Here is a 21092-nt window from a genome sequence, read left to right on the forward strand (position 1 = left end):
TCGCCGGTCTCACCACCGGGGCGTCCGTTGTCAGCTCCGGCCGAGCGCCCGGTATTCCCATCCGGCGGCGCGCCATTTGGCGGCGTCCAGCGCGTGCCGTCCGTCCACGATGCGCTTGCTCCGGACGACCTCGGCCAGCGCGTCCGGTTCGATCTCGCGGAAGTCGGCCCATTCGGTGAGGAGCACCACCACGTCGGCGTCCCGCGCCACGTCCAGCGCGCTCTCGCCGTACCGCAGCTCGGGGAACGCGCGGCGGGCGTTGTCCAGCGCGGCCGGGTCGAACACGCGGACGTGACCGCCGAGGCCGTGCATCGTGCGGGCCACGTCCAGCGCGGGCGCGTCCCTGATGTCGTCGGAGTTGGGCTTGAACGCTGCGCCCCAGCAGGCGATACGGTACCCGGAGATCTGGCCGCCCAGCAGCTCGCGCACCAGGTCCACGGTGCGGGCCCGGCGGCGGCGGTTGATCGCGTCCACCTCGCGCAGGAACGCCACGGCCTGGCCGACGCCGATCTCCTCGGCGCGGTGCGCGAACGCCCGGATGTCCTTGGGCAGGCAGCCGCCGCCGAAGCCGAGGCCCGGCTTGAGGAACTTGCCGCCGATCCGGTCGTCCAGGGCCAGCGAGTCGGCCAGGTCCTTGATGTCGGCGCCGACCGCCTCGCACACCTCGGCCATCGCGTTGATGTAGGAGATCTTGGTGGCGAGGAAGGAGTTGGCGGCGACCTTGACCAGCTCGGCGGTGGCCAGGTCGGTGCGGATCACCGGCGTGCCCTGCTCCAGGATCGGCTGGAAGGCGGCGGTGAGCCGCTCGTACGCCCAGTCCGACGCGACCCCGAACACCAGCCGGTCGGGATGCATGGTGTCGTCCACCGCGAAGCCCTCGCGCAGGAACTCGGGGTTCCAGGCCAGCTCCACGTCCGTCCCCGCCGGGGCCAGCTCGTGCACCAGCCCGGTCAGCCGGGCCGCGGTGCCGACCGGGACGGTGGACTTGCCGGCGATCAGCGCCCGGCGGTCCAGATGCGGGGCCAGGCCGCGCACGGCCGCGTCCACGTAGGTCAGGTCGGCGGCGTCCGAGCCGGGCGTCTGCGGGGTCCCCACGCACAGGAAGTGGACGTCCCCGAACGCGCCCGCCTCGGCGAAGGACGTGGTGAACCGCAGCCGCCCCGACTCCAGCGCCTTGGTCAGCAGCTCGGGCAGGCCCGGCTCGAAGAACGGCACCTCGCCGCCGGCCAGCCTGGCGATCTTCCGCTCGTCCACGTCCATGGCGAGGACCTCGAAGCCCAGGACGGCCATGCAGATCGCGTGGGTGGCTCCCAGGTAGCCGGTGCCGATGACGGTGAGCCTGGGGGTCTCCGTCTGCTTCATGGATCCTCTCCCTCGCGGGTCGTTGGCGTGGTGGGTCGTCATCGCTGTCACGCGCAGGTGCCCTTTGTGAGCAGCGGCCCGCCGGTGACCTTGTTGTCGCAGGCGACGGTGTTGCCGCCCGCGGTGTCGTTCACGCCGACGCCGTCGCCGCCGGCCAGGTCGATGATGTTGCGGCGGAACACGTTCCCGGTGCCCCAGCCGTTCACGATCTCGTGCGTCTGGAAGCCGTCGGCGAGGGTCCCGGTGCCACGGTTGCCCTCGATCAGGTAGCCGTTGCCCTTGACGTCCACCCAGGAATCGTTGACCTTGCCGCCGCCCATGGCCGAGCCGTCGAACACGTTGCCGACGATCCGGCCGCCCTTCGTGCCCTCCTTGATGTCGATCGCCTCGGCCGTGGCGCGGATGACGTTGCCGCGCACCACGTTGAAGTCGCTGTTGTCGACGCGGCCGCCGGAGACCTGTTTCCAGTTGGACTGTGCGGTGCCGAGGTAGACGCCTTCGCCGAATTTCTCCCGTCGCTTGCCGGTGTTGTAGATCTTGTTGTACTGCACGGTGTTGCGCGTGGAAAAGTTGCGCAGGTGGATGGCCTCGTCACCGATGTCGTGCACGGTGAGTCCCTGCACGATCGAGCCGGTGGTCGTGTCGGCCATCACGCCCTTCTGGCTGTTGCGGACGGTGAAGCCCACCAGCCTCCAGTGCGCGGCCTTGTCCAGGTGGAAGGCGTAGCCCTTCCTGATCCCGCCGCCGTCCAGCACGGCGTCCGGGCCGCCGCACAGGAAGATCGGCTGCCGCGCGGTGCCGGAGGTGGTGGCGACGAACGTGCCCTCGTACGTGCCGGCGTTCATCCGGATCACGTCGCCGGGACGCGCCGACCGTAGCGCGTCCTCCAGTTCCCTGGTGTCGCTCACGGCCTTGGTGGGGGACGGGCAGGTGACCTTGCCCTCGCCGTCCGGCACGGGCAGGTCGAAGCCCGGCCCGGGGGTGAACACGTCGTCGCCGCCCCGGTCGTCGCCGTCCTGCCGCTTGTCGTCCTGTCCCTTGTCGGCAGGGTCCCCGCCGTCGCCGGTCGCGGCCGGGCCGTTCCCGGACGCCCTGGACGAGCCGTCGCCGTCGTCGCCCGGCCCCGCCAGCAGGAACGCGAGCACGGCCGTGACCAGGGCGCCGACCAGCAGTCCCACGAGGAACTTCACATCGATCCTGGCCGTCACGTGCCTCCCGTCCTCTCGGCGAACGCCCCCACGGGCTCGCCGTCGGGCAACGTGTGACCGTTGGGCGATGGCTCGGGCCGGGCGCGCCGCAGGACGCGCACGGGGCGTTCTTCCAGTCTGCGTTGCTTTTCATAGGGATGTGCGCCGTGCCGCCCGATCCGCATCTCCGCGTCCCGCGACCGGTACACCGACACGGCCACGAGCAGGAACACGCTCGCCCAGATCAGGTTCATCGGCTTCAGCGCCCGCCCGACCCACGTCCCGAAGCCGGCGGTCGTGCGCCACGCGTGGACGTTGTTGCCGGTCACGGTGTGGCCGCCGGTCGCCCGGCGCACGTCCAGCGCGCTGGTGCCCGTCCCGCCGATCGTGTTGCCGGTGACCCTCGTCCCGGCGACGGCGCCGGTCAGCGTGACCCCGTGCCGGGACGCCGACTGGACGGTGTTGCCGATGAGCGTCCCGGTGGCGCGGCGCAGGTACAGGGCGGTCTCCGCCCCCGTGACGACGTTGCCGGCGACCGTGGCGCCCGTCACGCCGTCGCGCAGCACGATGCCCTGCCGGTCCGGCCCGCTGACCTGGTTGCCGGAAATCTGCACCCGGGTCGCGCCGCTCCGGACGACGATGCCCATGTCGCCCCCGGTGATCCGGGTGTTCTGCACCGCCGCGTTGTCGCCGCCGACCAGCTCCACCCCGTACCTGCGGTTGCCGCGCGCCGCGCTGCCGCTGATCAGGTTCCCGCCGAACGCGGTGATCGACTCGCCGGACGCGGAGGGCCCGGCGGCCAGCGGCTCCCCGTTCAGCGTGAAGCCGTTGCCGCCGTTGCGCTCGGCCGCGCAACCGGTGATCCGGACGCCCTCGGTGCCGCGCGACAGCACGAACCCGTCGCCGCGGCTGCCCCGCACCGTGGTGTTCTCGATCACGGTGTTCTTGGCGAACCGGTGCAGCAGCACCCCGTGCACCAGGCTGCCGCTGATCGTGTTGTTGGTGAGCTGGGTCTGGTTGGCCGCGGTGACGAACAGGCCGTAGGCGTTGCCCGTCACCGTGGTGTGGTCGATGACGCCGCTCACCAGGTTGGCCTGCGGCACGTAGTACGTCGTCCTGCCGCCGCCGGTGGGCGCGCCGACCTCGATCTCCTCGCGGCCGCCGCTGTTGGTGTCGCGCTCGCCGCTGGGCAGCCGGATGGCGCGCGGCACGGACGGCGCCCCGACCGGCTCGGCGGCCGAACCGGGACGGTCGCTCCCGGTCAGCGCGAGGCCGCCGGTCCGCCCGCTCCAGAAGCCGAGGTCGCTGACCTGCGTGTAGGTCATGCTGAACTCGCCGCCGATCGCCCGGATGTAGGCACGCCCGTCGGACACCTCGGTGTCGGGACGACGGGTGTCCTCGTTCCAGCTCGTGAAGCGCACGGGGTTCTGCGCCGAGCCGTTCACCCGGATGCCGGCGCCGAAGCCGACGATGGAGGTGAACGAGCCGGGGACGCTGCGCAGCCGGATGGTCAGCGGCCCGGACGCGTTCTGCAGCACCAGCTTGGCGCCCTCCACCGCGAGGATGCTGGTGGTCAGCAGGTACGACCCGTCCGCCTGCCGCTCCAGGACCCGCTTGCTTTCCAGTTCGGCGACGTAGTACGGCTCGCGGCGCTGTGGCAGCACGAAGGTGCGGCCGTTGGCGGAGCTGGCGGTGTAGGGCTGCCGCACCTGGGCGGCGAGCGTCCCGCCGTCCGCGAGCCGCGACTCGTGGTTGGCGCGCACCTGCATGATGCGCGTGTCCTCCTGGTCGACCAGTGTCGACTGCTGCCGCGCGGACGCGGGCGTCACCTCGTTCACCGCGGGCAGGTCGCCGCCGTTGAGGGAGCGGACGCGGTAGGTGTACGTTCCGCCGCCCACCAGCCCCAGGACGATGATCGTCGTGACGACCTTGCCGAACGCCCCCTTCTTCGGGGGCGGCCCCGGCGGTTCCTGTGGTCCGGGCGGCGCGGTGGAACGGTCGATCCCATGCTCTGCCATGTCAGATGCCCTCCGCCTCGGGATGTCGGCTCGGCTGTGCGGGTCCGCCGCCTGCGTGCCGGCCTGCGGCGCGGTGCGTCAGTCGCCGCACTCCCCGCTCCTCCAGGGGACGTTGCAGCGCGTACGGGTCGGTCCCGCGACCGCCGTGGCCCCTGTCGCGCCGCCTCCCCGACCGCATCATCGTGAGGACGACCAGGAGGAAGACCCCCGCCCAGATGAGGTTCATCGGCTTGGCGTAGCGCTGCGTCTTCATCCACAGCGACGCGGTGTCGCGCCATGCGTCGGTGTTGTTGCCCTCCTTGAGCACCCTTCCGTGCGACCCGGAGGTGCTGACCGCGCTGGTGCCCGACCCGCTCAGCGTGTTGTTGCGGACGGTGGACCCGCCCGCCGCCCCACGGAACGTGATGCCGTGCAGGGTGGCGCCCTGCACCACGTTCCCGACCAGCGAGGCGTTCGCGTTGCGCAGGTAGATCCCGGTACGGGCGCCGACGACCGTGTTGCCGGCCAGCCGGGCGTTCCGCACGCCTTCCCGCAGCGCGATGCCCTGCCGCACCTGCTTCTCCAGGCGGTTGCCGGAGATCTGCACGTCGGTGGCGCCGTTGCGGACGACGATGCCCATATCGCCGCCGATCACTCGGCTGTTCTGCACCGACAGCCGGTCGCCGCCCAGCAGCTCGATGCCGTAGCGGCCGTTGTCCCTGGCCACGCTGCCGTTCACCGAGCTGTCGCCGAAGCTCTCCAGCGACTCCCCGGCCGCCGACGGGCCCTTGGCCAGCGGCTGCCCGTTCAGCGTGAACCCGTTACGGCCGTTGCGTTCGGCCACGCAGTCGATCACCCGTACCTTCTCCGTGGCCCGGGACAGGATGAACCCGTCGCCGCGGCTGCCCGTCACCGTGGTGCCGGAGATCGTGGCGTTCTTGGCGAACCGGTGCATGAGCACGCCGTGCACCAGGCTGTCCTCGATCCGGTCGGACCTGATCTGCGTCTGGTTGGAGCCGGAGACGAACAGCCCGAAGGCGTTCCGGCTGATCACGCTGTTCTCGATGGCCCCGGTGACCAGGTCGGCGGCGGGTACGTGGGTGGCGGTGCCGCCCGGCTGCTCGATCTGGATGTCGCCGGGCCCGCCGCCCCCGCCGGGGTTGCCCCGCCCGTTCTGCTCCAGCCGCCGCCGCTTGGCCTCGTGCCGCTGCTCCTTGGTGAGCCGCTTGGCGGCGTTGGCCGGACGCTCGGTGCCGGTCAGCGCGATGCCGCCCGTCCGCCCGCTCCAGAACCCCAGGTCCGACACGCGTGCGTGCTTCATTTTGAACTCGCCGCCGACCGCCCGGATGTAGGCGCGGCCGTCGGCGACCTGGACGTCGGGGCCCCGCGTGCCGGGATCCCAGCTGGAGATCTGCACCGGAGCGCGTGCGGTGCCCTCGATCCTGATGCTGCCGCCGAAGCTGACGATCGAGCTGAATCCCGTCGCGGTGCTCCCCATCCGGATGTGCAGCGGCCCGGTGGCGTCGCTCAGCACCAGGCCCGTGCCGTCCGCGACGAACAGGTGCGCGCCCAGCAGGAACGATCCATCGGGAAGCTTCCGGAAGTACTTGCCGCCGATCCGCACGAGGTCGGACACGGTATAGGGGCGGCCGCTCGCGGGCGGTGGCAGGACCAGGGTCTTGCCGTGGCTGGACCCGAAGACCTTCGGCTGCTTCAGCTCCGCCGTGGGCGCGCCTCCGCTGGTCATGATCGCGGTCAGCACGGAGCGGACCTGCATGATCCGCTGGTCCTCCTGGTCGACCAGCGCGGCCTGGCGTACGGCGTCCCCGGCGGGCCCGGCGGCCCGAGGCGCCGCCTGGGGGGCGGGTGCCATCGCGGTCATCGCGGCGAACGGGGCGGCCAGGCCGGTCCCGAGCGCGACGGCGCGCACCATCCCCCCGCGCCGCCGGTGCGGGCGGCGATCATCGGCGCGGCTCATCCGTGGCTCGTCCCGTGGGACGCGCCCGTCCCGTAGGCGGGAGGACCGGGGACGGGCGTGGGACGCGGCGACGGGACGCCCATGTCCCGCAGCGAGCCGGCGGTCTGCCCGGCGCCGCCGATCTGGTCGGCGCTGCGGGTCAGCCAGCCCTGCTTGTTCATCGTGAGGAACGCGTACAGCTTGATCGGCAGCGAGATCGTGATGATCACGAGCGTGGTCAGCGGCAGCAGCAGGATCTCGCCGGGGTGCCGCCTGAGATGCGACCAGCCGCGGATGCCCCGGCCGAGCAGCACCCAGCCGATCGCCAGGCCGATGCCCAGCGGGGTCAGGTTGCCCACGATCCGGCTGAAGACGAGGTAACCGAGGGTGACGCCCATCGTGACCGGGGTGAGCAGGATCTGCAGCACCGTGACCTTGGTGACGAACGGGGTCTTCCAGAGCCAGCCCTTCCACAGGGCCGTCAGGTAGCAGCGGTAGGAGTTGCGGCTCCACCGGATCCGCTGCTTGAAGAACGCGCGGAAGGAGTCGGGGAACATCGACACCGCGCGGGCCGACGACTGATGCACGGTCTTGTACCCCTGGGAGAGCACCAGCCAGGTCAGCCGCCCGTCGTCCCCGGCGATGCAGCGGCGGCCCAGGAAGAACTCGTTCTCCAGGTGCTCCAGCACCGGCAGGATCACCGACCGGCGGTAGGCGGCGGTGCGCCCGGACAGGCAGGCGACCCCTCCCTTGGAGCCCATCGCCGGGACGTAGTCGTAGTAGCGCAGGTTGACCAGCCAGTCCGCGATCCGCCGCCACACGCTGGTGGTGCGCTGGTAGACGTTCTGCTGCGTGCCGACCCCGCCGACCTGGGGGTCCTCGAACGGCATCTGGACGGCGTCCAGCAGGCCCGGCCGCCACCAGGTGTCGGAGTCGGCGACCACCACCAGCTCGGACCTCGCCGCGCGGATGCCCACGCCGAGCGCGGACCGCTTGCCCGCGTGCTCGTAGATCAGCACCTGGAGCCGGGGGTCGGTGACCTCGGCCAGCCTGCGGTGGGCGTCCTCGTCCGCGATGTCCACCACGATGATGACCTCGGTGGGATCCTGCGCCAGCCAGCTTTCCAGGCAGCGCATGAGGATCTCCGGGTCCTCGCGGTAGGACGGCACGACCACCGAGACGGTGGTGCGGAATCCGTTCACCACGGGTCTGTCCAAGCGGGACAGGATCACCCTGTAGAGCCAGAGCGACCAGACGAGCAGGCCGGCGATTCCGAGAGGGATCAATTTGCGCCAGTCGCCCCCCGCGGTAGCCCCCGCTATCGCCTCCCAGACGTCATTCAGCCACCCCGTGACAGACGACAAGACCCCTCCCTCGTCCCGGCCGAAAAGGAACTCACCACTCTGGTGACAACGTCCTTCTACCAGTAATGACCACAGATCGAGTGGAAGGGAATAGCTTGCCGGAAGCGGTCAGAAGCCGTTCCGGATCCGGACAGCGGAATGGATGGCGCGGGCCGTGACGGCCGTTCGTTTGTTCGTCATCCGGTCGTTTCCGAGGGGAAACAACACTGTCCTTTCAGAAATCTTCCGGACTCCCGTCCGACATATTCGTGAAACCTTGCGGTGTCCGCGGGTGACCGGTGTCCCGTTCGTCCGGATCGGACGGACGCCTGAGGCGGGCGATCGGAGCACGGGGCTGTGTGGACTCTCACCACGGAGACAGGGTCCGTGATTCTTATCACATGGGTGAGTAATCACAGATTTACCGCGAGATGTCGGCCCTGCATGGCTTGCCAGTGGTTACCAACGGGTAGCATGATGTCGAGTTACCGGCTAGTACACAGCACGCAGCGGGCCCGTCAGGAGCGCCGCCGAACAGACGGAGTGTTCGATGGGGCATTACAAGAGCAACCTCCGGGACCTGGAGTTCAACCTCTTCGAGGTCTTCGGTCGCCAGGAGCTGCTGGGCACCGGTCCCTACGAGGACCTCGACCTCGACACGGCCCGTAGCATCCTCGAGGAGGTCAACCGGCTGGCGCACGGCCCGCTCGCCGAGTCCTTCGAGGACGCCGACCGCAACCCGCCGGTGTTCGACCCCGCCACCGGCACGGTCACCATGCCCGACAGCTTCAAGAAGTCGTTCAAGGCATGGCTGGACGCCGAGTGGTACCGCCTCGACCTGGCCGCCGAGTTCGGCGGCGTCGGCGCCCCCCGCAGCCTCGCCTGGGCGGTGTCCGAGCAGGTGCTGGGCGCCAACCCGGCCGTCCACATGTTCTCCTCCGGCCCCGGCTTCGCCCAGATCCTGCACGCCATCGGGACTCCCGAGCAGAAGCGTTTCGCCGAGCTCGCCCTGGAACGGCTGTGGGGCGCCACCATGGTGCTGACCGAGCCCGACGCCGGCTCCGACGTCGGCGCCGGACGCGCCAAGGCCGTCGAGCAGCCCGACGGCACCTGGCACATCGAGGGCGTCAAGCGCTTCATCACCTCGGCCGAGCACGACATGGCCGAGAACATCTTCCACCTCGTGCTGGCCCGTCCCGAGGGCGCCGGCCCCGGCACCAAGGGCCTGTCGATGTTCCTGGTGCCCAAGTACCTGGTCGACCTGGAGACCGGTGAACTCGGCGAGCGCAACGGCGTCTACGTCACCAACGTCGAGAAGAAGATGGGGCTCAAGGTCTCCACCACCTGCGAGCTGACCTTCGGCGAGAAGCACCCCGCCATCGGCTACCTGGTCGGCGGCGTGCACGACGGCATCCGCCAGATGTTCCTGGTCATCGAGTACGCCCGGATGATGGTCGGCACCAAGGCCATCGCCACCCTCTCCACCGGCTACCTCAACGCGCTGGAGTACGCCAAGGAACGGGTGCAGGGCGCCGACCTCACCCAGATGACCGACAAGACCGCGCCGCGCGTCACCATCACCCACCACCCCGACGTCCGGCGCAGCCTGATGACCCAGAAGGCGTACGCCGAAGGCATGCGGGCGCTGGTCATCTACACCGCGACCTTCCAGGACGCCGTCCAGATCGCCGCGCACGAGGGCCGCACGGACGAGCGCGCCGAGAAGCTCAACGACCTGCTGCTGCCCGTGGTCAAGGGCTTCGGCTCCGAACGCGCCTACGCGCTGCTCGGCGCGGAGTCGCTGCAGACGCTCGGCGGCTCCGGCTTCCTCCAGGACTACCCGATCGAGCAGTACATCAGGGACTCCAAGATCGACACCCTGTACGAGGGCACCACCGCGATCCAGGGCATGGACCTGTTCTTCCGCAAGATCCTCCGGGACAACGGCGAGGCGTTCGGCCACCTCGCCGCCGAGATCGCGGCGTTCGCCGGCGGCGACGCCGGCAACGGGCGGCTCAAGAACGAGCGGGTCCTGCTCGCCCGCGCGCTGGAGGACGTCCAGGGCATGATCGGGACGATGACCGGCTGGGCGCTGGGCTCCCTGGAGAACCCCAGGGAGATCTACAAGGTCGGGCTCAACACCACCCGGCTGCTGCTCGCCCTCGGCGACCTCATCGTCGGCTGGCTGCTGTGCCGCCAGGCCGAGATCGCCCTGACCAAGCTGGACGGCGAGGTGTCGGCCGCGGACCGCGACTTCTACACCGGCAAGGTCGCCGCGGCCCAGTTCTTCTGCGCCACCGTGCTGCCCCGCCTCACATCGGACCGCGTCGTTCTCGACAACACCACGCTCGACGTCATGGAGCTCCCGGAAGCGTCGTTCTAGTCGTTACCGAACGCGCCTCCACGGCGGGGGTGGGAGAGTCCTATGCTCGCGTCCATGTTCGCGTCCGGGCCGCCACGCAGACTCCTCACCCCCGCCGCCGCTTCCCTGGCCTGCCTGCTGGCCGCGGCCGGGTGCGCGGACAGCGGCTCCCCCCAGTCCGTCGATCCGCCCATCTCGCGCCAAGGACCCGCACAGCCCACCACCCGGCCCGCCGGGCAGTTCACCAAGGAGGGCTGGTTCGGGACGGCGGACGGCCTGCACGCCCGCCTGGAGATCAGGTCGGTCGAACGGCAGAGCGCCAAGACGGTGCTCAGCTACACCGTCACCTCCCTCGACAACGCGACCAAGTCCATCCCGTTCACGCTGGCGCTGCTCGACCCCGTCGGACGCAAGCTCTACCGCCCCCTCGGGACCCAGCCCGGCGCGACACCGCAGAACATCCAGTTCGCCCCCGGAACGTCTCGCGACCTGACCGCCGAGTTCCCGCCGATCCCCGCCACCGTCCAGCGGATCACCGTCCTGAGCCTCGGCACCGCGGGCGAGTACACCGGCGTCCCCGTGACCGGCAGAGGCGACTCCCCGACGCCCACCACCACCTCCACCCCGGCGCAGCCCACCAACCCCCTGGACCTGTACGACATCACCGAGAGCGCCGTGAAGGACGTCGCGGCCAGCGGCAACGACGTGAAGGTGAACCTGCGCGCCGACGTGCTGTTCGAGTCGGGCTCCGCCGAGCTCACCGAACGCGCCAAGCAGGTGCTCGACCAGGCCGCCCAGGAGATCCGCTCGCAGGGCGACCCGTCCCGCGGCCCGATCACCATCAGCGGCCACACCGACAGCCAGGGCTCCGACGCCGACAACCTCACCCTCTCCAAGGAACGCGCCGAGGCCGTCCGCGAGGAACTGGAGAAGCGGCTCGGCGCCACCTACCGGTACACGTCCCAGGGCAAGGGCGAGACCGAGCTGATCGCCAAGGAGGGCGGCTCGGACGACGCCCAGGCCCGCGCCCGCAACCGCCGCGTCGAGATCGCCTACATCGTGCGACAGCAGACCCCGGGCGCCACCACCGCCTCCGGACGCGGCACCACGGCCGCCCCCGCCACGTTCCGCGCCTCCGACGGCAGAACGGTCGCCAGCCGCTACGCGACCTTCGGCGAGGAGAAGAACAAGCGCCGCCTGGACGTCAAGCCGTTCTACCGCGACGGCGCCTACCTGGTCGCGGTGTTCGAGCTGGTCAACGAAGGACCGGGCACCATCCCCCCGGACGCGGTCTACCCCCACAAGGACTACCTGGGCGGCGCGTTCACCTCGTTCTCCGTGAGCGTCCCCGGCAGCACCGACGTGTACCGCGCGGTCCGCATCGGCCCGCCCGCCGCCAACAGCGCCACCTACGTCGACCCGGGCCGGGCCACCTTCCGCACCGCGGCCAACGAGCCCATTCGCGGCTTCGTCTACATCCCGGCCCCGCCCGGCGCCCCCTCCACCGTCGTCTTCGACGCCGGCCCCTTCGGCAAGGTCGACAACGTCCCGGTGTCCTGACACGTGTGGCGACCGATCGCGTTGGATAGTTAAAGGGCACGGCTCCGAAACGTCTGGCGGAGGTCATCGATGGGTGTCGGCGTCAGCATCTTCACGATCACCCTTGGGCTGATCCTCAAGTTCGCCATCGCCGAGGACGCGATGACCGACCCGGTGGACATCCACGTGATCGGCGTCATCCTCATCATCGTCGGCGGCGCCTCGTTCGCGCTCCAGCTCCTGATGATGAACCGCATGCAACGCAGATCCCCCGAACTAGGCGGCCGCCTCATGCGCGACCGCTACCCCGACAACGACACCCCGGACAACCACCCCCCGGCCTGACACCTGTCCCTGAACAGGCAAGCCCAAGGCCACCGTGCGTGCGGCGGGTCCGAAATGCCAGCCTGTGCACTCCCAAGGGGAAAATGTCCCTCGGTCGCGCGCCCATTTTTGAAAAACGCCCGCGTTATAGGGCAATCCCGGAATACTCCCCGGGATGCGCGCCATCCGGGGGTAATTCGACCGATTTGCGAGTGGCGGCGATCACAAGAAACGACGAGCACCAAATTTCGAATTCGCCCGATCTCCCGGCATGATTACGTATAGTGTCCCATCCATGCCAGGGAGTCAGCATGAAGCGCTCGTCGAGTTGTTCCACCGGGATCCTGAGCTGGTCGCCCGGACCTTGAAGGAGGCATTCGGGGTCGACGTTCCTCCGTACACGGACGCCCGCCTGGACAGCGGTGGTCTCACCGAGTGGGCCCCGACCGAGTACCGCGCCGACGCCGTGGTCGTCCTGGAGTCACCGAAACCGGTCCTCGCCGTCGTCGTCGAGGTTCAGCGCACCCGCGACAAGGCGAAGCGCCGCAGTTGGCCCGTCTACCTGACCACGCTCCACGCCCGGCTCGAGTGCCCGACCATGCTGTTGGTGGTCTGCCCCGACAAGGCGATCTCTCGCTGGTGCGCGAAGCCCATCCATACCGGCCATCCCGGCTGGGGCCTGTCGCCGCTGGTCTACGGTCCCGAGCAGATCCCCCTCGTCACCGATCCAGCTCAAGCCGCCCGTGACCCGGACCTGGCGACGCTGTCGGCCATCGCCCACGGCGACAGCCCGGACGGTAAAGGAGTACTGGAGGTGTTCGCCGAGGCACTCCAGGCCATCGATCCCGCACATCGGCACCGTTACACTGACATCGTGTTCGTGGCGCTCAGTGAGGCCGCCCGAACCTACCTGGAGGACCTGATGAACTGGCAGGGGTACGAGTACAAGAGCGAGTTCGCCCTGCGCTACTTCACCGAGGGCGAAGCCAAAGGACTCGCCAAGGGCGAAGCCAAGGGCGAAGCCAAAGGACTGGCTGAGGGCCTGGCCAAGGGCGAGGTCGACTCGCTGTTCCGGGTGTTGAAGGCGCGGGGCATCGCGGTGCCTGCGCGTGAGCGGCAGCGGATTGAGAGCTGCCGGGACCTCGGTCTGCTGAGTGCTTGGATCGAGCGGGCCGCGACGGCGACCTCTCTGGACGAGGTCTTCGCTCACGCGGCTCACTGAGCCAGCCTGGTACACGAACTCAGCCTGAGTCGTCTTTCAGCATGGTTGGTGCTGCTCCAGTGGCGGCTCGGCGTTGCCGTAAGGTCGGCAGAATTCCATCTTTTGACGGCCTGAGGCCGCCGAGCCTGCCTGGAGGACCTGATGAACTGGCAGGGGTACGAGTACAAGAGCGAGTTCGCCCTGCGCTACTTCACCGAGGGCGAAGCCAAAGGACTCGCCAAGGGCGAAGCCAAGGGCGAAGCCAAAGGACTGGCTGAGGGCCTGGCCAAGGGCGAGGTCGACTCGTTGTTCCGGGTGTTGAAGGCGCGGGGCATTGCGGTGCCTGCGCGTGAGCGGCAGCGGATTGAGAGCTGCCGGGATCGTGGTCTGCTTGGTGTTTGGATTGAGAGGGCTGCTACGGCTACCTCTCTTGATGAGGTTTTCGTCCACCCGGCCTGAGCATTGTGGCTCTGGTAGCCGTTGCTGTGGTCAGGCGGTGTGTTCGTCCAGGGATAGGGCGGCGCGTTGTTCTTCGGTGATGTCGTCGCGGTCGGTGGAGCGGGTCAGTTGTTCGTACTCGGTGTCGCGGGCGGCCAGGGCACGGGCGGTGCCTTGGGCTACGGCCAGGGCGTCGGTGCCCAGGAGGAGCCTTGCGGGTGGGGCGTCCATGTCGGCGATATGGAGGATGGCTTGTGCGATCTTCTTTGGGTCGCCGAAGGCGGCGGTCGCCACGGTTGCGTGGGCTTGTGCGGCCGCCTGAATGATCTCGCGGTACGGAGGGGACGGCTCGGGTTTGGCCATTGACGCGCCCGCCCATTCGGTCCGCATGCCGCCCGGCTCGATGGCCGTCACCCTGATGCCGAGGGGCCCGACCTCCTTGGCCAGGATCCCGGAGAGGCCGCTGATCGCCCATTTCGCCGTCTGGTACGCGGAGAGGCCCGGGGAGGAGGAACGGGAGCCCACCGAGGACACCATGATCACGGAGCCTCCGCCCTGCTCGCGCAGGATGGGGAGCGCGGCCTTCGTCACGTGCACGGGACCGAACAGGTTCGTCTCGATCTGCGCGCGGAAGCCCTCGGGGGTGGTGTCCTCGAACGCGGCGAGGTCGGCGTAGCCCGCGTTGTTCACCACGACGTCCAGCCGGCCGAACTCCGCCATCGCCGCGTCCACGGCCGACCGGACCGCGATGGGGTCGGTCACGTCCAGCGGCAGCGCCGCCAGCGCCCCGGGATGGGTCACCACCAGGTCGTCCAGTTGCTCCGGGCGCCGCGCGGTCGCCGCGACCCGGTCGCCTCGCCCCAGCGCCGCGAGGACGATCTCACGCCCGAGCCCCCGCGAGCTCCCCGTGACGAACCACACCTTGCTCATGAGTCACCCCCGATCAGCGCTTCCCCTGTGCGGGGGTTCTAATCGGGGGTGAGCTCACGCCGCGGATCGGCCGTGGGGTCAGTGCCAGGCGAGGATGCGGAGCGGGTCCTCCAGCATGTCGCCGACGTCCTTCAGGACTCGGGAGCCCTGCTCGCCGTCGATGACGCGGTGGTCGAACGACAGCGCCAGCGTGGTGACCTTGCGGACGGCCAGCTCGCCCTCGTGCACCCACGGCATGTCACGGACCTGCCCGAACGCCAGGATCGCCGCCTCCCCCGGGGTGATGATCGGGGTTCCGGTGTCGACGCCGAACACGCCCACGTTGGTGATGGTGATCGTGCCGCCGGTCAGGTCCTCGACCGTGGCCCGTCCCGCGCGGGCGGACGCGGTGAGGTCGGCGAGGGCCCTGGCCAGCTCGGGCAGCGACTTGGCGTGGGCGTCCTTGATGTTCGGTACGAGCAGCCCGCGCGGGGTCGCCGCCGCGATGCCCAGGTTCACGCGGCGGCGCAGCACGATCTCGGCGCCGTCCGGGCCGTCCACCCAGGTCGCGTTGGCCTCCGGGGTGCGCGCCACGGCCGTGAGCAGCGCCTTGGCGACCAGCAGCAGCGGCGACACCTTGACCTCGGCGAACTCGGGCAGCGTGCGCAGCCGCCTGACCGCCTCCATCGTCTCCGTCACGTCCACCTGGAGGAACTCGGTGACGTGCGGGGCGGTGAAGGCCGAGGTCACCATGGCCGTCGCGGTGCTCTTCCGCACGCCCTTGACCGGTACGCGCTCCTCGTCCGGGCCCGGGGTGGTCTGGACGGTCGTGGCGGGCGGTCGTTGGGCGGCCGGGGCGGTCTCCGCCCGGTGCGCCGTGAGGACGTCGTCCCGCGTGATCGAGCCCCCGGGGCCCGAGCCGGCGAGGGAGGTGAGGTCGATGCCCAGTTCCTTGGCCAGCTTCCGCACCGGTGGCTTGGCCGGCGGCAGGCCGTTGCCCGTGACCTGTGGACGGGCGGGCGGGGCCTTCGGGACGGGCGCCTTGCGCGGGCGCCGTCTGGTGGTGCCGGGCTTGACCCCGTAGCCGACGAGGACGGGCTGGCGCTTGGGTTCGTCGGGTGCCACGGTGCCGGGCTCGTCGGCGGTGGGGACCGGCTCCTCGACGGGAGGCTTCGGGGCAGGGGCGCCGCCGCTCACGTCCACCGAGATGATGGGGACGCCGACGTCCACGGTGACGCCCTCCTCGGCCATCAGCTCGGTCACCACACCCTCGAACGGGCAGGGCAGCTCCACGATCGCCTTGGCGGTCTCGATCTCCACGATGGTCTGGTTGACCTCGACCCGGTCGCCCGGCGCCACATGCCACTTGACGATCTCGGCCTCGGTCAGCCCCTCGCCCACATCGGGCAGCTTGAACTGCTTCACATCGCTCATCGGCTCGGCTCCCCCGGTCACCACGAGAACGTCCGGTCGACCGCGTCCAGGATGCGGTCGAGGTCGGGCAGATAGTGCTCCTCCAGCCGTGACGGCGGGTAGGGGGTGGAGAAGCCGCCGACCCGCAGCACGGGGGCCTCCAGGCGGTAGAAGCACTTCTCGGTGATGCGCGCGGCCAGCTCGGCGCCGTACCCGCTGAACACCGGGGCCTCGTGGACGACCACGCAACGGCCGGTGCGGTTCACCGACTCCACGACCGTGCCGACGTCGAGCGGGTTGAGCGAGCGCAGGTCGATGACCTCCAGCGAGCGGCCCTCCTCGGCCGCCGCGGTCGCCGCCTCCAGGCAGGTCTTGACGGACGGCCCGTACGCCAGCACGGTGACGTGCTCGCCCGGGTTGACGACGCGGGCGCTGTGCAGCGGCGTCCACGCGGCCGGGTCGGTCTCCACCGGGCCCTTGTCCCAGTAGCGGCGCTTGGGCTCGAAGAAGATCACCGGGTCGTCGGAGGTGACGGACTGCTGGATCATCGTGTACGCGTCCGCCGGGTTGGAACAGGCCACCACCCGCAGCCCGGCGGTGTGCGTGAAGTAGTTCTCGGGGGACTCGCTGTGGTGCTCGACCGCGCCGATGCCGCCACCGCACGGGATGCGGATCACCACGGGCAGCGACAGCGCGCCCAGCGAGCGCATCCGCATCTTGGCGAGCTGCGTGATGATCTGGTCGGCGGCGGGGAACACGAAGCCGTCGAACTGGATCTCGCAGACGGGACGGTAGCCGCGCAGCGCCAGCCCGATCGCGGTGCCCACGATGCCCGACTCGGCCAGCGGGGTGTCGATCACCCGTTCCTCGCCGAAGTCCTTCTGGAGCCCGTCGGTCACGCGGAACACGCCGCCGAGCTTGCCCACGTCCTCGCCCATGACCAGGACCTTGGGGTCGGCCTCCATCGCCTTGCGCAGACCCTCGTTCAGCGCCTTGCCCAGCGTGAAGGTCGGGGTCGCCGAGCCGGTCTCCATCGTCTCGGTCATGACGACACCTCTTCCTCGAAGGACGCCAGGTAGGCGGCGAACTGCTCCTGCTCCTCGGTCATCAGGGGGTGGTCCTCGGCGTACACGTTCTCGAAGATCTGCAGCGGACCGGGGTCGGGCAGGGCGAGGCACTGCTCACGCAGCTCGGTCGCGTTCTTCTTCGCCTCGGCCTCCACGTCCTCGAAGAAGGACGCGTCGGCCAGGTCGTTGCGGACGAGGTACGCCTTGACCCGCTCGATCGGGTCCTTGAGCTTCCACGACTCCTCCTCCGCCTTGAGGCGGTACCGGGTGGGGTCGTCGGTGGTGGTGTGGGCGCCCATGCGGTACGTGAACGCCTCGATGAGCGTGGGGCCCTGCCCCTCACGGGCGTGCTCCAGGGCCTTCCGAGTGACGGCCAGGCAGGCGAACACGTCGTTGCCGTCCACCCTCAGGCCGGGGAACCCGTACCCCTGCGCGCGTTTGTAGAGGGGGATGCGCGACTGCCGTTCCAGCGGCTCGGAGATGGCCCACTGGTTGTTCTGGCAGAAGAACACGACGGGCGCGTTGAACACGGACGCGAACACGAAGGACTCGTTCACGTCGCCCTGCGAGGTGGCGCCGTCACCGAAGTAGGCGATGGTCGCCCCGGCCGACGGCGTCCCGAGGACCCCGTCGCGCTGGATGCCCATCGCGTACCCGGTCGCGTGCAGCGTCTGGCTGCCGATCACGATCGTGTAGAGGTGGAAGCCGTGCTCGGCCGGGTCCCACCCGCCGTGGTTCACGCCGCGGAACAGGCCCAGCAGCCGCAGCGGCTCGACGTTCCGGCAGTACGCGACGCCGTGCTCGCGGTAGGTCGGGAAGACCATGTCGTGCTCGGTCAGTGCCCGTCCGGAGCCGATCTGCGCCGCCTCCTGGCCCAGCAGCGAGGCCCAGATGCCGAGCTCGCCCTGACGGGTCAGCGCGACGGCCTCAAGGTCGATGCGGCGTACCGTCACCAGGTCCCGGTAGAGGTCGCGGACCTCCTGGGCGGACAGGTCCAGCGGGTAGTCGGGGTGCTCGATCCGCTCGCCCTCGGGGGTGAGCAGTTGGACGAGTGCGGGTTCGGCGTGCTCGGGGGTGGCGGGCGCGCCGCGCACGGAGTCGATCGTCATCGATGCCTACTCCTTGGTCGGGGCCGGACGCGGGGTCGCCGCTCGGCCGGCCGTTCTTCAGTGGCCCCGTCCCCGGTAAGGGACGAACGCCGCTGAAGCCCATCGTGGCAGACCTCACACGTGGAGGCGCAAGCCCCCACGCACCCGGATCCTTACCCGCCCCCGGCGCCGTCCGATCACTCGCGGGACAGGGCACGGGTGGCGCCCGCCGCCACGGTCAGTCCCAGCACGAAGCCCATGATGACGATCAGGTTGGCGATCCACTGGTAGACGCCCTCGGGCGCGAACACCCGCTCCTGCCCCAGGTCGCCGATCGGCAGGATCAGGTCGAGGGTGTAGAAGAACGCGTTGAAGTGCGGGTGGTCGTCCTCGTTGAGGATGGCGGGCCGGTGCAGGGAGAACACGATCGTTCCGAACACCAGCAGAAACATCAGCCAGCTCGCGGCGCGGAACGGGCGGTAGCCGTAGCCGACCAGCACGTCCTGGAACCAGCCGACGATCTTGCGCGGGATGCCCTGCGTCTTGCGCCGGTCGCGGGCCTTGGCCAGCAGCACCGAGCGCCCGTCGGCGTCCAGGCCGAGCGCGCGGTAGGTCTGCGCCAGCCGCTCGTACGGCTGCGGCTGGTAGCCGTCGGTGTCGCGGCGCAGCCAGTTCAGCCGGTCGCGGGCGGTGAGCGGCGGCTCCAGGGTCTCGTACTGCAGCCCGTCCAGTTGCAGCCGCTCCGGCCAGGTCGCCGGGTCGTCGCGCAGCAGGTTGATCTTGGCGAACGACAGGTCGGTCACGCCCTTGACCTGCTCGGCGGGACGCAGCAGCACCTCCTCGGCCTGGAGCCGTTGCAGGCTCAGCGCCGTCCCGGAGTCGTTGTGCAGCCGGGCGCCGCGCAGGCTGAGCTGGCCGCTGACGCGGGCGCCCGCGAACGTGACGCCGCCGTGCGAGGTGAAGCCGTCCGAGCAGTAGACGTCGGTCTCGACGGCCAGGTCGTCGGCGTTGAGCGCGATGCCCTCCGGGCAGGACAGCCGCGCGCCCACGAAGGACAGGTAGCCGCCGACGCGGGCGCCGCGCAATCGGATGGAGCCCTGCGCGGAGAAGCCTCCATCGCAGAACATGTTGGCCGCCACCTCCAGGCGGCTGGCGTACAGCGCGGCGCCGGACGGATTGTGCAGCCGCGCCTTGCGCAGGATCAACTGCCCGCCCACCCGCGCGCCGGGGACCCGCACCTCGCCGTTCGCGGTGAACCCCTGGTCGCAGTAGACGTTGGCGTCCACGCTGAGCCGGTCGGCCAGCAGCGCGTCCCCGCCCGGGTTGAGCAGGTGGACGCCCGACATGTTGAGGATCCCCGCGATGTGCGCGCCGTCCAGCAGCAGGCCGCCGGACACCTGGCTGCCCTCCAGCCACAGATGCCCGTCCACCCGCGTACCGGACGCGACCAGGCCCGGCATCCGGCACCGCATCATGTGGACGCTGTCCATGCTCGCCCAGTAGAAATGCGGCGCCTCGTCGAACACGCAGTTGGTGAGGGCCAGCGGCACGTCCACCTGCGCGTGCCCGAGGTTCAGGGAGCCGAGGATCCGGGCGCCGCTGAGCCGCACCGCCGCCACGTGCCCCGACTCGGGCTCGACGGCCCCGGCCAGCAACGCCACCAGCACCTCGGCGCGGATGTACCGGTCGGGACCCCAGCGGTCGGCCGTCGCCGGGTCGCTCAGCCCGGGATCGGTGCTGGACAGGTCGACGGACTCGCCGCGCGGGAACGCCTCCCAGAGACGGCGCTCGGGGGGTGACAGCTCATCGATGTTCATCGATCGACTCCGGGGTGCTGGTGGGTCATGCAAGGGTCATGGTGCCGTACGCTGCTGACGGTAGAGGAACCGCAGATCAGTAAGGGGGCGGTCGTGGCTCGCGTGGTCGTCGACGTCATGCTCAAGCCGGAGATCCTCGATCCGCAGGGGCAGGCGATCGCTCGCAAGCTGCCGCAGATGGGGTACGAGGGCATCGGCGCGGTGCGCCAGGGCAAGAGGTTCGAGCTGGAACTGGCCGGCGAGGCCGACGAGGAGGCCCTCGGCCGGGTCCGTAAGATCGCCGAGACCCTGCTGGCCAACACGGTGATCGAGACCTTCGAGGTGCGCGTCCTGTAACCGCGGTGGGACGCCCGGGTCGCGCACGGGTGATTAACCTGCCTCGCGAATGGACGAGCCGCCAATTGGAACGTGCTATCCCCTTTGCTCTCATCAACCGATCCAGGCCAATCCCGGCCGTGCGGCTAAAGCCATCCGGTGACAACCGAGTGTTCACGGAAAGAGCCCGCCGTTCAACGATTACGGAAGATACCGCCGGGGAAGCCTTAGCTGCGTCGAGTCGTCGAGCAACGCTCGGGGGACCGGAGTCCCGCCGCGGGATCCCGGGGCATGAGCACGAGGTGACCGGTGGACATGAGGTTCTCGCTCGCACTACCGCGCGAGGCGCTGAGCATCCCGGTGATCCGCCGGGTACTGGGGGAGGCGCTGCGCGGTCTCGGGGTCGCCGAGGACTGCGTCGCCGACATTCTCGTCGCCACCTCCGAGGCGTGCACCAATGTGATCCAGCACGCCCGCGGCACCCGCGAGTTCGAGGTGGCCGGACGGGTGAACGACGGCCTGTGCCTGCTGAAGATCATGGATCTGGGCCGCGGCCCGCGCCGCACGCCCGCCGTCACCGACCCCTCGGACTTGGCCGAGTCCGGCCGCGGTATTAGGATCATGCGGGCATTGGTGGACGAACTCATCATCGACTCCGCGTCCGAACGGGGTACGGTCGTCCACCTCGAGAAGCGCCTGACCTGGCGCGACGAGGCGCTGATCAGGGACCTGGACGAACCTTTGGTGCACAGCGCCGGGTAGATTGAGACGAA

Annotated in this window: 17 protein-coding genes; 7 read left to right on the top strand and 10 right to left on the bottom strand. The window is 70.0% G+C overall.

Annotated elements, in window-relative coordinates:
• Window positions 1-30: 30 nt before the first annotated feature.
• From ACGWYJ_RS09365 to ACGWYJ_RS09385, 5 genes are read right to left on the bottom strand one after another with little or no spacing between them, the layout of a single operon-like run.
• Window positions 31-1362: a UDP-glucose dehydrogenase family protein gene (locus ACGWYJ_RS09365; RefSeq protein ID WP_395105284.1), complete on the bottom strand. Its 1332-nt coding sequence runs from the start codon at window positions 1360-1362 to the stop codon at window positions 31-33.
• Window positions 1363-1409: 47 nt separating this feature from the next.
• Window positions 1410-2570 carry a nitrous oxide reductase family maturation protein NosD gene (locus tag ACGWYJ_RS09370; RefSeq protein WP_395105285.1) on the bottom strand — a complete coding sequence of 387 codons (1161 nt, stop codon included), beginning with the start codon at window positions 2568-2570 and terminating at the stop codon, window positions 1410-1412.
• Window positions 2567-4567 (bottom strand): right-handed parallel beta-helix repeat-containing protein, encoded by a 2001-nt coding sequence (locus ACGWYJ_RS09375; protein WP_395105286.1) that lies wholly within the window; start codon window positions 4565-4567, stop codon window positions 2567-2569. The genes ACGWYJ_RS09370 and ACGWYJ_RS09375 overlap by 4 nt, the downstream gene beginning before the upstream one ends.
• Before the next feature lies 1 nt (window position 4568).
• Entirely contained in the window at window positions 4569-6524 is a 1956-nt protein-coding gene (locus tag ACGWYJ_RS09380; RefSeq protein WP_395105287.1) for a nitrous oxide reductase family maturation protein NosD, read from the bottom strand.
• Window positions 6521-7720, bottom strand: a complete 1200-nt coding sequence (locus ACGWYJ_RS09385) for a glycosyltransferase family 2 protein (protein WP_395105288.1) — start codon at window positions 7718-7720, stop codon at window positions 6521-6523. Before ACGWYJ_RS09385 ends, ACGWYJ_RS09380 begins: the two co-directional genes overlap by 4 nt.
• 676 nt (window positions 7721-8396) lie before the next feature.
• Between ACGWYJ_RS09385 and ACGWYJ_RS09390 the strand changes: the two genes are divergently transcribed.
• From ACGWYJ_RS09390 to ACGWYJ_RS09410, 5 genes are all read left to right on the top strand, one after another.
• The gene (locus ACGWYJ_RS09390) at window positions 8397-10229 is read left to right on the top strand and encodes an acyl-CoA dehydrogenase (RefSeq protein WP_395105289.1); all 1833 of its coding nucleotides are present in this window, start codon (window positions 8397-8399) and stop codon (window positions 10227-10229) included.
• 42 nt (window positions 10230-10271) lie between these two features.
• Window positions 10272-11768, top strand: a complete 1497-nt coding sequence (locus tag ACGWYJ_RS09395; protein ID WP_395105290.1) for an OmpA family protein — start codon at window positions 10272-10274, stop codon at window positions 11766-11768.
• Window positions 11769-11837: 69 nt separating this feature from the next.
• Window positions 11838-12092, top strand: a complete 255-nt coding sequence (locus ACGWYJ_RS09400; protein WP_395105291.1) for a DUF6458 family protein — start codon at window positions 11838-11840, stop codon at window positions 12090-12092.
• Between the two features lie 274 nt (window positions 12093-12366).
• Window positions 12367-13293: a hypothetical protein gene (locus ACGWYJ_RS09405; RefSeq protein WP_395105292.1), complete on the top strand. Its 927-nt coding sequence runs from the start codon at window positions 12367-12369 to the stop codon at window positions 13291-13293.
• Window positions 13294-13434: 141 nt separating this feature from the next.
• Entirely contained in the window at window positions 13435-13731 is a 297-nt protein-coding gene (locus tag ACGWYJ_RS09410; RefSeq protein ID WP_395105293.1) for a hypothetical protein, read from the top strand.
• A gap of 30 nt (window positions 13732-13761) precedes the next feature.
• Here the strand turns inward: ACGWYJ_RS09410 and ACGWYJ_RS09415 are convergent, their stop codons facing one another.
• From ACGWYJ_RS09415 to ACGWYJ_RS09435, 5 genes are all read right to left on the bottom strand, one after another.
• Window positions 13762-14640 (bottom strand): SDR family NAD(P)-dependent oxidoreductase, encoded by an 879-nt coding sequence (locus tag ACGWYJ_RS09415; RefSeq protein ID WP_395105294.1) that lies wholly within the window; start codon window positions 14638-14640, stop codon window positions 13762-13764.
• A 78-nt stretch (window positions 14641-14718) separates the two neighbouring features.
• A complete protein-coding gene (locus ACGWYJ_RS09420) occupies window positions 14719-16053 on the bottom strand; it encodes a dihydrolipoamide acetyltransferase family protein (RefSeq protein ID WP_395105295.1) in 1335 nt (444 codons plus the stop codon).
• A gap of 17 nt (window positions 16054-16070) precedes the next feature.
• Window positions 16071-17078, bottom strand: coding sequence for an alpha-ketoacid dehydrogenase subunit beta (locus tag ACGWYJ_RS09425; protein ID WP_395105296.1), 1008 nt, complete (start codon window positions 17076-17078; stop codon window positions 16071-16073).
• Complete coding sequence (gene pdhA, locus ACGWYJ_RS09430) at window positions 17075-18208, bottom strand: pyruvate dehydrogenase (acetyl-transferring) E1 component subunit alpha (RefSeq protein ID WP_395105297.1); 1134 nt, start codon at window positions 18206-18208, stop codon at window positions 17075-17077. Before pdhA ends, ACGWYJ_RS09425 begins: the two co-directional genes overlap by 4 nt.
• Before the next feature lie 176 nt (window positions 18209-18384).
• Window positions 18385-20004: a hypothetical protein gene (locus ACGWYJ_RS09435; RefSeq protein WP_395105298.1), complete on the bottom strand. Its 1620-nt coding sequence runs from the start codon at window positions 20002-20004 to the stop codon at window positions 18385-18387.
• A 93-nt stretch (window positions 20005-20097) separates the two neighbouring features.
• On the opposite strand from ACGWYJ_RS09435, the gene purS reads away from it, so the two are divergent.
• Together purS and ACGWYJ_RS09445 are read left to right on the top strand one after the other, a co-directional pair.
• Window positions 20098-20340 (top strand): phosphoribosylformylglycinamidine synthase subunit PurS, encoded by a 243-nt coding sequence (gene purS, locus ACGWYJ_RS09440; protein WP_395105299.1) that lies wholly within the window; start codon window positions 20098-20100, stop codon window positions 20338-20340.
• Between the two features lie 294 nt (window positions 20341-20634).
• Window positions 20635-21081, top strand: a complete 447-nt coding sequence (locus ACGWYJ_RS09445; protein WP_395105300.1) for an ATP-binding protein — start codon at window positions 20635-20637, stop codon at window positions 21079-21081.
• The last annotated feature ends 11 nt before the right edge of the window (window positions 21082-21092 follow it).

It is taken from the genome of Actinomadura sp. SCN-SB, assembly GCF_043906805.1.
Taxonomy (GTDB): domain Bacteria; phylum Actinomycetota; class Actinomycetes; order Streptosporangiales; family Streptosporangiaceae; genus Spirillospora.

Bases quoted from the DNA above. Each gene is read 5' to 3' on its own strand.
- ACGWYJ_RS09390 (WP_395105289.1), top strand. From the start codon at position 8,397: ATGGGGCATTACAAGAGCAACCTCCGGGACCTGGAGTTCAACCTCTTC.
- ACGWYJ_RS09415 (WP_395105294.1), bottom strand. From the start codon at position 14,640: ATGAGCAAGGTGTGGTTCGTCACGGGGAGCTCGCGGGGGCTCGGGCGT.
- ACGWYJ_RS09375 (WP_395105286.1), bottom strand. From the start codon at position 4,567: ATGGCAGAGCATGGGATCGACCGTTCCACCGCGCCGCCCGGACCACAG.
- ACGWYJ_RS09400 (WP_395105291.1), top strand. From the start codon at position 11,838: ATGGGTGTCGGCGTCAGCATCTTCACGATCACCCTTGGGCTGATCCTC.
- ACGWYJ_RS09405 (WP_395105292.1), top strand. From the start codon at position 12,367: ATGCCAGGGAGTCAGCATGAAGCGCTCGTCGAGTTGTTCCACCGGGAT.
- ACGWYJ_RS09380 (WP_395105287.1), bottom strand. From the start codon at position 6,524: ATGAGCCGCGCCGATGATCGCCGCCCGCACCGGCGGCGCGGGGGGATG.
- ACGWYJ_RS09420 (WP_395105295.1), bottom strand. From the start codon at position 16,053: ATGAGCGATGTGAAGCAGTTCAAGCTGCCCGATGTGGGCGAGGGGCTG.
- ACGWYJ_RS09365 (WP_395105284.1), bottom strand. From the start codon at position 1,362: ATGAAGCAGACGGAGACCCCCAGGCTCACCGTCATCGGCACCGGCTAC.
- ACGWYJ_RS09410 (WP_395105293.1), top strand. From the start codon at position 13,435: ATGAACTGGCAGGGGTACGAGTACAAGAGCGAGTTCGCCCTGCGCTAC.
- ACGWYJ_RS09425 (WP_395105296.1), bottom strand. From the start codon at position 17,078: ATGACCGAGACGATGGAGACCGGCTCGGCGACCCCGACCTTCACGCTG.
- ACGWYJ_RS09395 (WP_395105290.1), top strand. From the start codon at position 10,272: ATGCTCGCGTCCATGTTCGCGTCCGGGCCGCCACGCAGACTCCTCACC.
- ACGWYJ_RS09435 (WP_395105298.1), bottom strand. From the start codon at position 20,004: ATGAACATCGATGAGCTGTCACCCCCCGAGCGCCGTCTCTGGGAGGCG.
- pdhA (WP_395105297.1), bottom strand. From the start codon at position 18,208: ATGACGATCGACTCCGTGCGCGGCGCGCCCGCCACCCCCGAGCACGCC.
- ACGWYJ_RS09445 (WP_395105300.1), top strand. From the start codon at position 20,635: ATGAGGTTCTCGCTCGCACTACCGCGCGAGGCGCTGAGCATCCCGGTG.